Source organism: Stackebrandtia nassauensis DSM 44728, from assembly GCF_000024545.1.
In the GTDB taxonomy this organism is placed as follows: Bacteria; Actinomycetota; Actinomycetes; order Mycobacteriales; family Micromonosporaceae; genus Stackebrandtia; species Stackebrandtia nassauensis.
In genome coordinates this window covers 2,224,249-2,237,716 of sequence record NC_013947.1, presented here as the reverse complement: position 1 = coordinate 2,237,716, position 13,468 = coordinate 2,224,249, and the positions used below count along the sequence as shown (strand labels likewise).

The 13,468-nt window shown below is 65.9% G+C and carries 15 protein-coding genes; 6 read left to right on the top strand and 9 right to left on the bottom strand.

Annotated features, from left to right (window positions below):
• Positions 1-149: 149 nt before the first annotated feature.
• The gene (gene rpmB, locus SNAS_RS10415) at positions 150-341 is read left to right on the top strand and encodes a 50S ribosomal protein L28 (RefSeq protein ID WP_013017377.1); all 192 of its coding nucleotides are present in this window, start codon (positions 150-152) and stop codon (positions 339-341) included.
• 88 nt (positions 342-429) lie between these two features.
• Here rpmB and SNAS_RS10410 read toward each other — a convergent pair whose 3' ends face one another.
• Positions 430-1,383 carry a thiamine-phosphate kinase gene (locus tag SNAS_RS10410; RefSeq protein WP_013017376.1) on the bottom strand — a complete coding sequence of 318 codons (954 nt, stop codon included), beginning with the start codon at positions 1,381-1,383 and terminating at the stop codon, positions 430-432.
• Between the two features lie 134 nt (positions 1,384-1,517).
• Here SNAS_RS10410 and SNAS_RS10405 point away from each other — a divergent pair, with 134 nt between their 5' ends.
• From SNAS_RS10405 to SNAS_RS10395, 3 genes are all read left to right on the top strand, one after another.
• The gene (locus SNAS_RS10405; RefSeq protein WP_013017375.1) at positions 1,518-1,751 is read left to right on the top strand and encodes an Lrp/AsnC ligand binding domain-containing protein; all 234 of its coding nucleotides are present in this window, start codon (positions 1,518-1,520) and stop codon (positions 1,749-1,751) included.
• 13 nt (positions 1,752-1,764) lie between these two features.
• Positions 1,765-2,379, top strand: coding sequence for a DUF3515 family protein (locus SNAS_RS10400; protein WP_013017374.1), 615 nt, complete (start codon positions 1,765-1,767; stop codon positions 2,377-2,379).
• 101 nt (positions 2,380-2,480) lie between these two features.
• Entirely contained in the window at positions 2,481-3,236 is a 756-nt protein-coding gene (locus SNAS_RS10395; RefSeq protein ID WP_013017373.1) for a PadR family transcriptional regulator, read from the top strand.
• A 42-nt stretch (positions 3,237-3,278) separates the two neighbouring features.
• Here the strand turns inward: SNAS_RS10395 and SNAS_RS10390 are convergent, their stop codons facing one another.
• From SNAS_RS10390 to SNAS_RS10375, 4 genes are read right to left on the bottom strand one after another with little or no spacing between them, the layout of a single operon-like run.
• Positions 3,279-5,090: a hypothetical protein gene (locus SNAS_RS10390; protein ID WP_013017372.1), complete on the bottom strand. Its 1,812-nt coding sequence runs from the start codon at positions 5,088-5,090 to the stop codon at positions 3,279-3,281.
• 58 nt (positions 5,091-5,148) lie between these two features.
• The gene (locus SNAS_RS10385) at positions 5,149-6,057 is read right to left on the bottom strand and encodes a glycoside hydrolase family 191 protein (protein ID WP_013017371.1); all 909 of its coding nucleotides are present in this window, start codon (positions 6,055-6,057) and stop codon (positions 5,149-5,151) included.
• Positions 6,058-6,067: 10 nt separating this feature from the next.
• A complete protein-coding gene (locus SNAS_RS10380; protein ID WP_013017370.1) occupies positions 6,068-7,510 on the bottom strand; it encodes a sensor histidine kinase in 1,443 nt (480 codons plus the stop codon).
• A 28-nt stretch (positions 7,511-7,538) separates the two neighbouring features.
• Entirely contained in the window at positions 7,539-8,216 is a 678-nt protein-coding gene (locus SNAS_RS10375) for a response regulator transcription factor (RefSeq protein ID WP_013017369.1), read from the bottom strand.
• A gap of 131 nt (positions 8,217-8,347) precedes the next feature.
• Here SNAS_RS10375 and SNAS_RS37160 point away from each other — a divergent pair, with 131 nt between their 5' ends.
• Positions 8,348-9,112, top strand: a complete 765-nt coding sequence (locus SNAS_RS37160; RefSeq protein ID WP_013017368.1) for a PepSY domain-containing protein — start codon at positions 8,348-8,350, stop codon at positions 9,110-9,112.
• A 289-nt stretch (positions 9,113-9,401) separates the two neighbouring features.
• Here the strand turns inward: SNAS_RS37160 and SNAS_RS10365 are convergent, their stop codons facing one another.
• Entirely contained in the window at positions 9,402-10,784 is a 1,383-nt protein-coding gene (locus SNAS_RS10365) for a pentapeptide repeat-containing protein (RefSeq protein ID WP_052304969.1), read from the bottom strand.
• An 87-nt stretch (positions 10,785-10,871) separates the two neighbouring features.
• Positions 10,872-11,477: a DinB family protein gene (locus tag SNAS_RS10360; RefSeq protein WP_013017366.1), complete on the bottom strand. Its 606-nt coding sequence runs from the start codon at positions 11,475-11,477 to the stop codon at positions 10,872-10,874.
• 222 nt (positions 11,478-11,699) lie between these two features.
• Here SNAS_RS10360 and SNAS_RS10355 point away from each other — a divergent pair, with 222 nt between their 5' ends.
• Positions 11,700-12,365 (top strand): DUF4360 domain-containing protein, encoded by a 666-nt coding sequence (locus tag SNAS_RS10355; RefSeq protein WP_013017365.1) that lies wholly within the window; start codon positions 11,700-11,702, stop codon positions 12,363-12,365.
• A gap of 28 nt (positions 12,366-12,393) precedes the next feature.
• On the opposite strand, the gene SNAS_RS10350 is transcribed toward SNAS_RS10355, so the two are convergent.
• Positions 12,394-12,792, bottom strand: coding sequence for a DUF3224 domain-containing protein (locus SNAS_RS10350; protein WP_013017364.1), 399 nt, complete (start codon positions 12,790-12,792; stop codon positions 12,394-12,396).
• A 60-nt stretch (positions 12,793-12,852) separates the two neighbouring features.
• Positions 12,853-13,314, bottom strand: a complete 462-nt coding sequence (locus SNAS_RS10345; RefSeq protein WP_013017363.1) for an SRPBCC family protein — start codon at positions 13,312-13,314, stop codon at positions 12,853-12,855.
• Positions 13,315-13,468 lie beyond the last annotated feature (154 nt).

Below are 13,468 nucleotides of genomic sequence, written 5' to 3'. Positions count from 1 at the left end.
AGCATCCCAAGACGTGAGCCGGATTCTGACCGGGTGGCCCATACCGCCAATGCCCGTTCAGCTGGGTTTCGGCCATCGGGTAGGCTTGCCCGGCTGTCCGCGGTACGGACGCGACAGCGCTCAGACAATCACTCAGGAGTACGAGCATCATGTCCCGCAAGTGCGAAGTGTGCGGCAAGGGCCCCGGCTTCGGCCACAACGTCCCGTGGTCGAAGAAGAAGACCAACCGTCGGTGGAACCCCAACCTGCAGAGCGTGCGCGCGTCGACTGGCTCGGGCGACAACCTGAAGCGGGTCAAGGTGTGCACCTCCTGCCTGAAGGCCGGTAAGGTCTCCCGCTAAGACGTACAGGCTTCCACCGCCGGGCTGGTGCCCGGCGGTGTTTTGTGTGCCCGCTTTCGCGGCCACCTAACGGCTGTGCTCTTGCTCCCTAGCGGAAGTGGTCCCAGCCGGTCGAGCCCTCGTAGGCCGAACCGTCCACTGTGACGCCACGTCCGACGCCGACCCGGCCGATGATCCGCCAGTCGCCGCCCAGCAGCACGTCGGGCGGGAAGGTCGCCGCCAGGGCGTGGTCCTCTCCCCCGGTCAGCACCCAGGCCAGCGGGTCGACGCCCATGGCCTGGGCCGCGTTGGCCATCGCCTCGGTGATCTCCAGTGTCTTGGACTCCACGTTGATGGACACGTGGGACGACTCGGCGATGTGCCCCAGATCCGACAGCAGCCCGTCGGAGACGTCGATCATGGCGGTGGCGCCCAGGGCGGCGGCCAGCGGTCCGGCCGCGTAGGGAACCTCGGGCCGCCGGTGCGCGGCCACCAGCGCTCCTGGGGAGCGGAAGCCGCGCGACAGGATCGTGTAGCCCGCCGCCGACCAGCCCAGCCGTCCCGACACCGCCACGATGTCGCCGATCCTGGCTCCCGAGCGGGTGACCGGGGCCCGGCCCTGTAGGTCGCCCAGTGCGGTGACGGCGATCGTCAGCTCCTTCGAGGACACCGTGTCGCCGCCCACGACGCTCACGCCCACCAGGTCGGCCTCGGCGGCCAGGCCGTCGGCCAGCTCCTCGGCCCACTCCACCGGCAGGTCCCCGGGCAGGCACATGCCCACCAGCAGCCCGGTGGGGCGGGCCCCCATCGCCACGATGTCGGCGAGGTTGGCCGCGGCGGCGCGGTGGCCGACGTCGGTGGCGCTGGACCAGTCGCGGCGGAAGTGCCGTCCCTCGACGAGGACGTCGGTGCAGGCGACGACCCGGCGGTCGGAGGCGGCCACCACGGCCGCGTCGTCTCCGGGGCCCAGCAGGCAGTCATCGTGGACGGGCAGTCGTTGCGTGACCCGTTTGATGAGACCGAACTCCCCTACCCGTGTCAGCGTGTTGTCGTCGTTTCCCACGCGAAACAGTGTCGCCGATGCCCTCGCGCGGTCAGGCGCGGCACCACGGGGTGAAACCGACAATTCCGAAAAGACTCCTTGCGCAGCGCGACAGGATGGTGTCAACTTGAGGATCTGGCAGAAGGAGACGTGTCGTGGTCCAGGCGTACATACTCATCCAGACCGAGGTCGGCAAGGCCCGTGACGTGGCCTTGTCGATTATCGACATTGAAGGTGTGGTCAAGGTCGACTCGGTGACCGGTCCCTACGACGTCGTGGTGCTCACACAGGCGCGCACCGTGGACGAACTGGGCAAGATGGTGGTCAGTAAGGTGCAGCAGGTGTCGGGTATTACCCGAACCTTGACGTGTTCAGTCGTCCATTTGTAGAAGGAGCGCGGCGGTGGCCGAGGACGAGAAACCGGCTGTGTCGGCGAAATCGCGGGACGAGAAGGCCACCGCCTCCCGGCAGGAGCGGCGCCGGGCCGCGCGGATCGCGACGTTGGTGGCGATTCCGGTCACGCTGGTGGCGTTGTTCGGAGCGATCTCGTTCATGGGATCGATGGCCGGGGCCGAGGAGGAGTCGTCCGATGTGCCCGACGAGGCCGTCGAGGTCGCCGCGCCGGATCTGTCCGATGAGGATTTCAAGTACTGCCGGGCGCTGATCACGAAGCTGCCCGATCCCTTGGGGGACCTCAAACGCCGGGTGGTGTCGGGTGACAACGGAGCGCCGGAGATCGCCGGGGCCTGGGGCGATCCGGCCGCGAAGCTGCGCTGTGGCGTCGAGCCGGTGAAGGTGGCGAAGGACGCGAAGGTGTACCGGCTGGGCCCGACCTGCTGGTTCGCGGACAAGTCGAAGAAGACCACCACCTGGACCACGGTGGATCGCGAGCTGGCGGTGGAACTGACGGTTCCGAACAAGTACGAGCAGCCGGGGCAGCTGGCGCAGGCGCTGTCGAAGCCGGTGGACAAGAAGATCCCGGCGTCCAAGGACGCTCCCACGGGGTGCAGCTCTTAGTTTTCGAGATTTTTTCTGCCAGGGGTTTGCTGTCGGAACACTAACGATATATCTTTGACGCATCGACGACAGTCGTCGATAGGTCAAAGATAGGAATGACAATGTCTCGCGAACACTCGTGGAACAACCCCTGGGGCGCCGACATGCGCGAAACCCTGCGCGGCATGCGCCGCTCCCACGCCGAGGGCGACTCCTCGCACGGCCGAGGCCGTGGCCGGGGTCGTGGCCGGCACCACTCACATCACCGCGGCTATGGACCGCCCGGCATGGGCGGTCCATGGGGCGGGATGCCGCCCATGCCCCCGATGCCACCGTTCCCGCCGGGTTTCGGCGGCGGCCGCGGCTTCGGGCATCGAGGCCGCAAGGCCCGACGGGGCGACGTCCGGGCGGCGATCCTGTCGCTGTTGGGCGAGGGCCCGATGAACGGCTACCAGGTGATGCAGGCCATCGCCGAACGCAGCCAGGGCGGCTGGCGCCCCAGCCCCGGCGCGGTCTACCCCGCGCTGCAACAGCTCACCGACGAGGGACTGGTCCAGCCCACCGGAGAGGGACGCAAGACCTTGTTCGAGCTCACCGAGGCCGGAACGGCCTACATCGCCGAGCACGCCGACGAGGTGGAAGCCCCGTGGGAGGCGATGACCCCACAGATCGACGATGACGTCGTCGAACTGATGAACCTGGCCCAGCAGTCGGGAACCGCGCTGATGCAGGTGATCCAGTCGGCGGGCCCGGTCGGTCGCGCCAAGGCCAGGAAGCTGCTCGAGGACGGACGGCGCGGGCTGTACCAGATCCTCGCCGAGGGCGAGCCCGAGCCCGAAGCCGCCGACGACGCGGACGAGGAACCCACACAGGACTAACCGCATACGGCCCCGGTCCGCTTCCCGGGAAGCGGGCCGGGGTCACTGTCGCTTGAAGACCCCGGCGACCCCGGCGGCGGCCAACAGGCTCAGGAACCAGCCGAAACTGGCGAAACCCGCCTCCCACCAGGCGAAGGCGCCGTTGGCGATCCACTGTTTGTCGTTCTCCAGCGCGATCACCGGCAGCACGGTGTCCAGGGCGTGCAGCGCCGCGTGGAACTCCTCGTGGTTGCCGCCCTTGCGGGACTGCGAGAAGACCTCCGCCGAGGAGAAGGCGCCCTTGACGGAGAACACGGCCCAGGCCGCCAGGAACAGTCCGGTCATCCACGGCACCACTCGCCAAGGGGCGTAACCGTAGCCGATCGTCCATCGTAGAATCCCGCCCCAGGCCCTCGACACGGTGCGGTAGGCCCAGTTCCAATGTGAACGGCGGTGGGTGGCCTCCTGCTCGATGACGACGACGCGGGCGGCGGCGTTGTTGCCCAGCGACCGGTACACCGAGATCAGCTGGGTGTACGGCTGCGGGGTGTACTGCGGCACCATGCGTTTCAGCCAGTCCGTCCGGTTGTGCACGTAGCCGCGGCCGTCCTCGGGCAGGTTGCGGTAGGTCATGCCGCCGATGTGGGAACCGGCGGGCCAGCACTCGGGGTCGTCGTCGAGGATGTCCATGGACAGGTCGGTGGCGATGACACAGGCCACCGTGGACTCCCGCAGCGAGAACCGGTTGCCGATGCGAGCGTTGGTCAGGTCGACGGTGCCCTCGATGCGGGAACCCCGACAGATCCACAGTGACTGGACGATCTCGCACTGCCCCATGTCCAGGGCGATCCGGTCGGGACTGATGATGGTGGACCCGTTGACCGACAGCTGTCCGGTGATCTTGGACCCGTAGAGGCGGATGGCGCCCTGGGTGGCGAGGTCGTTGAGCAGCAACGACTGTCCGATGGTGGCCCGCGAGGCCGAGAACGCGTCGCCGCCGGGATTGCTCAGCCAGGCGCCGTCCACTTCGAGACGGCCGCCGACGCGGGCCAGGAAGAAGTCCACCTCCCCGATCGCGGAGAAACCCTTGTTGAGCAGGACGTTCTGCTCGACCTCGATCATGTCGGCGACCACCGCGCTGTCGCCGGGAGCCGAGGCCGCCATCGAGGTCAGCTCCAGGTTCCCGCCGATCTTCGCCTTGGTGAACCGGGTCGTCCCGGCGATGCGGGCGTTGCGCAGCTGCACGTCCTGACGGACCTCGGAATTGTTCAGCACCAGGCAGTTCTCGCCGCTGTTGTGCAGAACGGCGTCGTTCATGTCCAGCTGGCCGCCGATCTTGATGCCGTACATGAAGACCTTGCCGTGCGCGGTGAAGCGGCGGCCGCAGTACAGCTCCTGCTTGACCTCGGCGCCGCGCAACTGCAACGCGAAGTTGGTGCTGCGCAGGTGCGCCCCGTCCAGGAACACGATCTCGGCGCACAGCCGCTTGAGGTAGAGCGTGTCGTCCATCCTCGTGTCGGCGAGGTTGAGCGCGCCGTCGATGTGCAGGCCCCGGCCCGACAGGCCGAGCGGGCAGTGCGAGCCGCGCAGCGACAGCTCCGGCAGCCGCGACTTGGCCAGCAGGATCTTGCCGGTGAAGTGGCATTCGCGCAGGTCGACGGGGATGCGGATGTGGCGCCCGCCCAGGTTGAGGTGCCCGACAATGCGGGCGCCCCGCACCCGCAGCGCCACCGCCACGTCGCCCGCCTCGTCCAGCAGCTTCTGAAGCACCGCCGCCCGCACCGGATCGTCGGTCTCGCGCAGATCCACCAGCCGTCCGGTGTTCATCGCCATCGCGATACGGCGTTCGGTTTCGGTCAGCTCGATCTCGGGCACCGGGGATCCTTAGCGGGGGTACGGGGAGCGGTACTAAGGCCACTGTAGTTCGTGCGGGTTACGGGCAGGGAGGCTTGATCCGGTCCAGTTCCACGACACTGACGTACCCGGCGAAGTCCTCCTCGGCGTAGTGTTCGCAGGCTTTCTCGATATTGGATTCCTCGCTGGCGTAGTCGACCGACAGGACGAGCTTCCCGGCCTCGCGGATCGCGCGCACGTTGTTCAGGTTCTCCTCGCACCATTCCTCGGTGCAGGGCTTGTCGGAGTCGAGGAAGAACAGGTCCTCGACGCCCAGGCCGTCGATCGCGTCCATGTAACCGTCGAACTCGCGCAGTTCCGGGGAGTTCTGCGGCAGCACCATGAAGTCGGGTTCGCGCTTCTTGGTGTACTCGCTGATCTTGATGATCAGGTCGGTCATCTTGCGGCCCAGGCTTTCGCGGGTCTCGCCGGGAACCAGGTCGAGGTCGATGTCCTCGTACGCGTTGGGGACGTCGAGGTAGGCGCCGTCGAACCCGGCCTCCATCGACAGGTCGAGACGCGGACGCACCACCTTGTCCCACCACTCGTCCTCCCAGTACTTGACGAAGTTCTCGTCGGGCCAGTCGTCCCAGCGGTTGAGCATCAGGTCGCTTGCGGCAATGTCGTCGTACTCGGGGCGGTACTTCTCGATCGAGCCCATCGAGAAGTACGACAGCGTCGTCTTACCGGAGTCCTTGACCTCGGTGATCTCCTTCTTGGAGAAGTAGTCGTCGCCGCCGTCGCGGGCCAGGTCGATGACGGCCGCCTCGTGGGGCGCCTTGACGATCTCGTCGAGGGTGCCGTCGGGGTAGCCCTCCAGCTGGTAGACCCAGGTGGTGGGCTCGTCGTTCTTCGATTTCGACGCTGATTCGGTGTCGGGGGAACCGGCCGAGGTGCAGCCGGCCAGCAGGGACACGGCCACGGCGACCGTCACTAGACTTCCACGCATTCTCGGAAGTCTATTGGCTGTCGCTTTTGGCCAGCGGCAGCCGGACTACGAACCGCGCTCCCCCGGATTCCGCCCGCGCCACCGCGATGGTGCCGCCGTGGGCGGTCACGACGTCGCGCACGATGGCCAACCCCAGACCGGCGCCACCCGCGTCGCGGCTGCGGGCGTCGTCCAGCCGGGTGAAGCGCCCGAACACCGACTCGCGCTTGTCCTCCGGAATACCGTCACCGTCGTCCTCGACGCTCAGGATCGCCTGCCCCGCTTCGGATCGCACCGAAACCGCCACCGCGTCGTCGGTGTGGCGCTGCGCGTTGTCCAGCAGGTTGGTCAGGACCCGCACCAGGTGCCCGGTCACTCCCAGCACCTCCACGCCCTCGGCCAGGCTCAGGTGCACCGGCACCCGGTCGGTGGCCGCCCGCCGTGCCACCTCCTCGCGCACCAACTCGGTCAGGTTCAGCCGGGCGTGCGAGGGCCGCTCCCCCGCGTCCAACCGGGCCAGCAGCAACAGGTCGGTGGCGAGACTCTGCAACCGCACCACGTCGTTGAGAGTCGCGTCGATGTCGAGCAACTCCGGATGCGACCCGGCCACCTCCAACTGCGCCCGCAGGATCGCCAGCGGACTGCGCAACTCGTGCGAGGCGTCGGCGATGAACCGCCGCTGCTGCGCCACCGCGGTCTCCAGCGCCTCCAGCGTCTGGTTGGTGGTGCGCGCCAACGCGAAGATCTCGTCCCGCCCGGCCGGTTCCGGCACCCGCCGCGACAAGTCCCCGGCGGTGATCTCGGCCATCTCGGCGCGAATCGCCGACACCGGCCGCAACGCCCGCCCGGTGACCAGCCACGTCACGGCCGCCACCACGATCAACAGAACCGGCAACGCCATCAGCATGATCCGGGAGACGTCGTTGACGGCCTCATCCTGAGTAGACAACGACACCCCCGAGTACACCGACAGCGGCTTCTCGTCCGGGGTCAGCACACTGACCGCCGCGAACCGGAACCGGCCGTCCTCCCTCGGCACCGTCAGCGTCTGGTACTCGATGTCCGGACTGACCTTGCCGGGCTCGTCGTCGCCGCGGTCGTCGTCGTAGTCGTCCGCGTCGTCATCATCGTCGTCGTCCCCGTCATCGGTCTCGGTCTCCGAGTCCTTGGGCACCGAGACCTGCGGCGCGAAGTCCCCCACCGCGACCTGGTCCTCCAACTCCTCACTGGCCTTGACCACCTTCCCGTTGGCGTCGACGATCTGCACCAGCTCGTCATCGTCGTCGGGCAACGTCAGGTCAGCGGGCGGCGTGCCGGTCGACAACTTGTCAGCCAACGTCTGCGCCTGGAACTCCGCCTTCAACTCCGCACTGCCGACGAGGTTGTGCCGCAACAGGGTCACCACCAGGAACCCCACCGCCACCAGGGCCACCGCCACGACCAACCCGGCCGCGATGGTGGTCCGGGCCCTCACCGACGCGGGCCACAACTTCCGTCGCCGCTCAGCCACCGTCGGCCGCCAATCGATACCCGGCCCCGCGCAGCGTCGTGATCGCCTGCCGCCCGAACGGCGCGTCCAACTTGCGCCGCAGGTACGAGATGTACACCTCCACGATGTTCACATCCCCGTCGTACGCGAAGTCCCACACGTGCTCCAGCACCTCGGTCTTGGACACCACCTCCCCCGCCCGACTGGCCAGGTACTCCAGCACCGCGAACTCCTTGGCGGTCAACGAGATGTCCGCCTCCCCTCGCCGCACCGTCTTCGCCGCCGGATCGATCACCAGATCCCCGAACTCCCACACCGTAGGAGCGGTACTCACCGACCGCCGCAACAAAGCCCGAATCCGCGCCTGCAACACCACGAACGAGAACGGCTTCGTCAGATAGTCGTCCGCTCCCAAATCCAACCCGTCCGCCTCATCATGCTCCCCGTCCTTGGCGGTCAGCATCAGAATCGGAGTGCGCACCTCCGCCTCCCGCAACTTCCGGCAAACCTGATACCCGTTCATCCCCGGCAACATGATGTCCAAAATGATGACGTCATAAGGATTCTGACGAGCCATCGAGAACCCCGTGGTCCCGTCGTTCGCCACATCCACGCCATACCCCTCAGCGGTCAACCCCGCGGCCACCACATCTGCCAGGCGTTTCTCGTCCTCAACAATCAAAAGTCGCATGTCCGAAAGCGTGACACAGGGTTCCTGAATCCACCCTTAAACCCCCTTCAGCCAACTTAAGCCTGCATTCAGGAAGTCCGCGCCATTGTCGTCCTTGTCAAAACGAAATCCCAAACGCAAAGGACGCCGCCATGAGCGAGAAACTGCTGAACCGCCGCAACCGCTGGATCATCGCCGGAGCCACCGGAGTCCTCCTGGTCGGAGGAAGCGCCGCCCTGGCCACCACGGCCTTCGCCGACGACGGCGACGCCAACGAAACCGGAGCCCAGGTCGCCGACGACGATGACAACGACGGCGACGACGACGGCACCGACGACGACGGAGACGACGCCACCCCGTCCACCAAGCCGAAGATCTCGCTGGCCGACGCCACGGCCACCGCCTCCGACGAGGTGAGCAAAGGCATCCTGACCTCGATCGAGCTGGAGGGCACCAACGACGCCCCGTTCTGGAGGGTTGACTTCATCACCTCCGACGGCACCGAGCACGAGGTCACCATCGACGCCGCCAAGGGCGACGTCACGGACCACAACAAGGAAACCGACGACGACGGCGACAAGGAAGACTGGACCGAGGCCAAGGCCGCCAACGACCAGGTCAAGACCACCCCTGAAGACGCCGCCACCGCCGCCCTCGACAAAGCGGGCAAGGGCAACGTCACCTCCATCGAACTAGACGACGACGCCAACAACCCGCAGTGGGAGGTCGACGTCACCACCGACGACGGCAAGCACAAGGACGTCACCGTGGACGCCGTCACGGGCAAGGCCACCGACGTCTACACCGACGACGATGACAACGACTCCGACGACGCGAACGACGACGACTCCGACCAGGACGACGACAACGACCAGGGTGACGACGACGCCAACGACAACGATGGCGACAACGACTAACCCTCACCCACAACTGAACCAACAGCGATAACGGGTCAACCGCGAGCGGTGTGAGTCAGGTAGCGACCGTCCTGACCCACACCGCTCGCGGCGTTGGCCCACCCCGTCGCGGCATCACCCGACACCGTCGCCCGAGCAGCCCATTCCGCTCTCGCTATCCAGTGCGGGTTCAGCCTTCGTGGCTGGCCAGCACGGGCTCAGCCTTCCCGGCTGCCCAATGTGGGCTGGCCTTCCTGGCTGGCCTGTGTGGGCTTGGCCCTCACCGTCCGGACCTAAGCCTCGGGCTCCCTTAGGGAGCGGCCGTTGGGGAGTCAGGTTCCGGCTCCGTTGGCGTCGGTTCCTGCACTAGGCGTCCCCAATCCGTCGGCCCTTCCGGATCCGGTTCCAGCACCCAACCCGCTGGCCACACATGCGTATGCCCTTCAGCTGAGGGCAACACCGCAATGACCCCGTCGAACCGGGAGTCCTCGGTGAACTGCACCCTTATGAACCCGGCATCACCGGCGAACCGAGCCTTGGTGAACCTGGTGTCCCCGTCAAACCACGCCTGGTCGAAGGCGGCTATCTCGTCGAACCGCGTCTTGTCGAACCAGGCGTTCTGCCCAAACTGTGCCCTGGAGAAAGAGACGCTTCCCTCGAACCGAGCCTTGGTGAACCTGGTGTCCCCATCAAATCGCGCGTCGGTGAACCTGGTGTCCCCGTCAAATTGCGCCCTGGCGAACCAGGCGAGCTGCCCAAACTGTGCCCTGGAGAAGGAGGCTCTTCCCTCGAACCGCGCCATACCAAAGTTGGCGTCTCCGTCGAACCGCACCCCGCTGAACCAGGCGCCTCCTTCGAACCGCGCCTCCTCGAAGACGGCGCCCCCGTACAACCGCGCCCCGTAGAATCGCGCCCCACTGAACCAGGCGCGCCCGAGGAAACGGGTACGGGTAAAGGTCGTCGTTGGGAGCCAGCAGCTGGTGAAATTGGCGTTGATGAGGGTGGCTCCGGTCAGGTCGATACGAGACGGGTTCCAGAAGCCGTCAGGCTTGACCGGCGGCGGCTCGTCAGTGCGGTCATCGTCATCCCGAGGGTCTTTCAGATGGCTGATCAAAAGCCGTTGAGCCGTGGCGCGGACTTCGTACTCAAGGTCAGCAGGATCGGCCTCGGTTTCGAGTGAAAGGCCAGGGTGATCCTCGTCTGGTGCCGCCTTGGGCTCAGCATCATCCGCCGCGACAAATCGCGCCGGCGGCGTAAACGGCTGCCGCAAATACGAACACCAAATGTCCACAATCACTTGCCGATGATTAGCCTCGTTCTGCCCCAGCCGGTCCAGCGCATGCAACGCCGCCAACCGCACCGGCGCCTTGTCATGCCCCAACTGCTCCGCAGCCGTCATGTACAGCTCAGTAATCCGCCGCTCAGTCGCATCGTGCCGGTCATCAGCAGCCTTGGCCAACTCCCGCTCATGCTGACGATCCGCCTCCCTCCGATCATCAGCCGCGATCCGCTCCTGATGCCACTGCCGCCGCACGAACAACAGCAACGTGCCCAGTCCGCCAACCCCAAACCCGATCGCCGCCACCGCTTGCACCGCAGCAATCCGAGCGCGCTCATCCTCAATATCCCCCGGCTTCAGCAACACCCACGACACCCCGACCGCAACCGCGATAGCAACCACGATCCCCACCATCGCCCCAACCCAAGGCCACCGTTTCTCAGTCACCACACCATCGTCCACACCCCACCCAAGATCCCGCAACCCCAAACGCCCGAGCTCCTAAAGCCCGCTCTCCGCACCATCATGGACACCAGCAGCTCCCCTAGCGGCCTCCTCGATCACCGCGCATCGGGCCTCCCAGAACTCCGCCTCCGACTGCGAGTCCGCCAGCTGGGCATGTGCCCCCGTCGAGCCGTCCAGCTGTTCGCGCAGGATGTCGGCGTGTCCAGCATGCCGATTGGTCTCACTGACCACATGAACCATGATGTTGAACAGCTTCACATTGGGCCGTGGCCACCACGGCACATATCCAGCCGAGTCGATGGCCAGAGCCTCGATCGTGGCGTCCGAGTGCTCCCACACGCGCCGGTAGCGCCTGACGATCTCCTCCCGCGACTCGTCCTGAGTCGCCCACATGTCGAACCCGCGAGCCGCGAGATCATCCCACCGGGGCAGCGGTTCGGGGAATGGTCGGTCGAAGATCTCACCGAAGTACCTGGACTCCGATAGCGACAGATGCTTGATCAGGCCGAGCAGGTTGGTCCCCGTAGCGGTCAATGGGCGACGCACGTCGTATTCAGACAGCCCATCGAGCTTCCGCAGGAGCTGCTCGCGGATGCCCCGCAGGTCGTTGTGCAGGTATTCCTTCGCGAATTCATCGATCATGCGCCGCAAGTCTGCCACTTCACGACAGTGCCGGTCCCAGCGAGAAGCAGCCGATGGCAACACTGTGTTGTTTCCTAAGGACCATAAGTGATCTACAAACTCAGAGTGCATTAGTTGACACTTACTGTGAACATCGGTAGACATAGATCCGTAGATCGCTTGTGAACAGTCCGAAATCACCAGTGATCGACATGCCCAAATTCCCTCTCCGAGAGGATCGTCATGTATGCCCGCAAACGGATTCCCGTGCTCACCGGCCTGATCGCCGCCACCGCACTGGCGTTGACCGCGCTGTCCAGCCCCGCTCAGGCTTCGTCCTTCCAGGACGATGACCCGCCCACCGAACAGATCACCATCAAGGTCGCCACCGTCAACGGTTCCGGCTGTGCACCCGGCACTGCCGCCGTATCCGTATCGCCCGACAACACCGCTTTCACCGTCACCTACAGCGAGTACCTCGCTCAGGCGGGTGGGAACTCGGATCCGACCGATTTCCGCAAGAACTGTCAGCTCAACCTGGAAGTTCATGTGCCGCAAGGCTTTACGTACGCCATCGCCACCGCTGACTATCGGGGGTTCGCCCACCTCGAACCGGGTGCGACGGGCATGCAGCAGGCTCTGTATTACTTCCAGGGCATGTCGGAGACCCACACCTCCAAGCACCAGCTGAGCGCTCCGGCCAGCGACAACTGGCAGTACACCGACGAGACTGACGTCGATCAGCTCGTTTACAAGCCGTGTGGCGAGGAACGGAACTTCAACATCAACACCGAGTTGCGGGTCGGGGCGGGCGACGATCCGGCCAAGAAGAGCTTCGTGGCGATGGACTCCACCGATGGGGCGATCAACACGATCTTCAACTTCTCGTGGAAGAAGTGCCCCGTCTAGGAACTGGTCCTTGGGCCCGGGCCGCGCTTCAGGTGTAGTCGAACCAGATGCGGTGCGTGCCATCCGGGTCGACCGCGATACCGCCGGAACCGGTGATCCCCGCCAGGTCACCGGTTCCGCTGCCCGGGACGATGACGAACAGCTCGTGTTGGCGGTCTTCGCCCGTGGTGGTCGCCGAGTGGGCGAAGTTGAACGTGCCCGAGCGGTCGTGCAGCGAACCCTCGAAGGATTCCATCGCGACGTAGGTGCCCGTGCCGGTGGACTGGTCGAACGCCGCTGTGAACAGGGTGGTGGCGCGGCCGGTGACTTCGCCTTCGAACTGCTTGCCCATCGTGGCGAGACCGACGGGGGTCGCGGTTTCGATCGTGGGACTCGGTACTGGGGACGGGGTGAAGTCCGCGACTATGAAGGTTCCCGAAGCTCGCATGCCCGGATCGTAGTGGGGACGTCTGACATGGGCGAGACTTTTGGCGGGGATCGGTGGCGGTTAGCCGTCGGTGGTCTTGGTCAGTGAGGCGGCGTGGGTGGCGAGGCCGTCGGCCATCTGTTGCATGAAGTCGCGCAGGTAGTCGGGCAGGACCGATTCCATGCCGGGTGCGGGCGTGTAGGTGCCGTGCCAACGGATTGTGGTGCCGGTGGGTGTGGGGGTCAGTTCGATGCTGGCCTGGTAGTCGCTCATCACGTCGATGAAGGCGTCCTCGTAGGAGAAGCGTCGTTCGTCGACGAGTTCGGTGACGCGTTCGCCGGTTACGCCTTCGCCCACGCGGAAGGCTCTTACCGAGCCGACTTGGGTGCTGCCGTTGTCGGGGCCCAGGCCGGTGGAGCGGTCGACGACGAGTTCGTCGATGGGTGTCCATTGCGGCCAGGTGCGGGCGTCGAGCAGCAGCCGCCACACCACTGCGGGTGGGGCGGTGGTGGTGGCGGTGACGTCATAGTTGGACGAGGTCATGGGCAGAACACTAGGCGCGGGTGAGCGCGGTTTCCATGCTTGAGATTGCGGTAGAGCGGTCAGAAATTGCGGTACCGGTGGAGCTGCGGTTGGGTGATCCCGCCGCCGGGAAGTGGGAGCCCCTCTCCTCCCCCGGCGGCGGGATCACCTGTCT

Excerpts from the sequence above, each read along its gene's own strand:
- SNAS_RS10375 (WP_013017369.1), bottom strand. The coding sequence starts at position 8,216 with ATGCGACTTTTGATTGTTGAGGACGAGAAACGCCTGGCAGATGTGGTG.
- SNAS_RS10355 (WP_013017365.1), top strand. The coding sequence starts at position 11,700 with ATGTATGCCCGCAAACGGATTCCCGTGCTCACCGGCCTGATCGCCGCC.
- SNAS_RS10385 (WP_013017371.1), bottom strand. The coding sequence starts at position 6,057 with ATGCGTGGAAGTCTAGTGACGGTCGCCGTGGCCGTGTCCCTGCTGGCC.
- rpmB (WP_013017377.1), top strand. The coding sequence starts at position 150 with ATGTCCCGCAAGTGCGAAGTGTGCGGCAAGGGCCCCGGCTTCGGCCAC.
- SNAS_RS10395 (WP_013017373.1), top strand. The coding sequence starts at position 2,481 with ATGTCTCGCGAACACTCGTGGAACAACCCCTGGGGCGCCGACATGCGC.
- SNAS_RS10365 (WP_052304969.1), bottom strand. The coding sequence starts at position 10,784 with ATGGTGGGGATCGTGGTTGCTATCGCGGTTGCGGTCGGGGTGTCGTGG.
- SNAS_RS10350 (WP_013017364.1), bottom strand. The coding sequence starts at position 12,792 with ATGCGAGCTTCGGGAACCTTCATAGTCGCGGACTTCACCCCGTCCCCA.
- SNAS_RS10345 (WP_013017363.1), bottom strand. The coding sequence starts at position 13,314 with ATGACCTCGTCCAACTATGACGTCACCGCCACCACCACCGCCCCACCC.
- SNAS_RS37160 (WP_013017368.1), top strand. The coding sequence starts at position 8,348 with ATGAGCGAGAAACTGCTGAACCGCCGCAACCGCTGGATCATCGCCGGA.
- SNAS_RS10360 (WP_013017366.1), bottom strand. The coding sequence starts at position 11,477 with ATGATCGATGAATTCGCGAAGGAATACCTGCACAACGACCTGCGGGGC.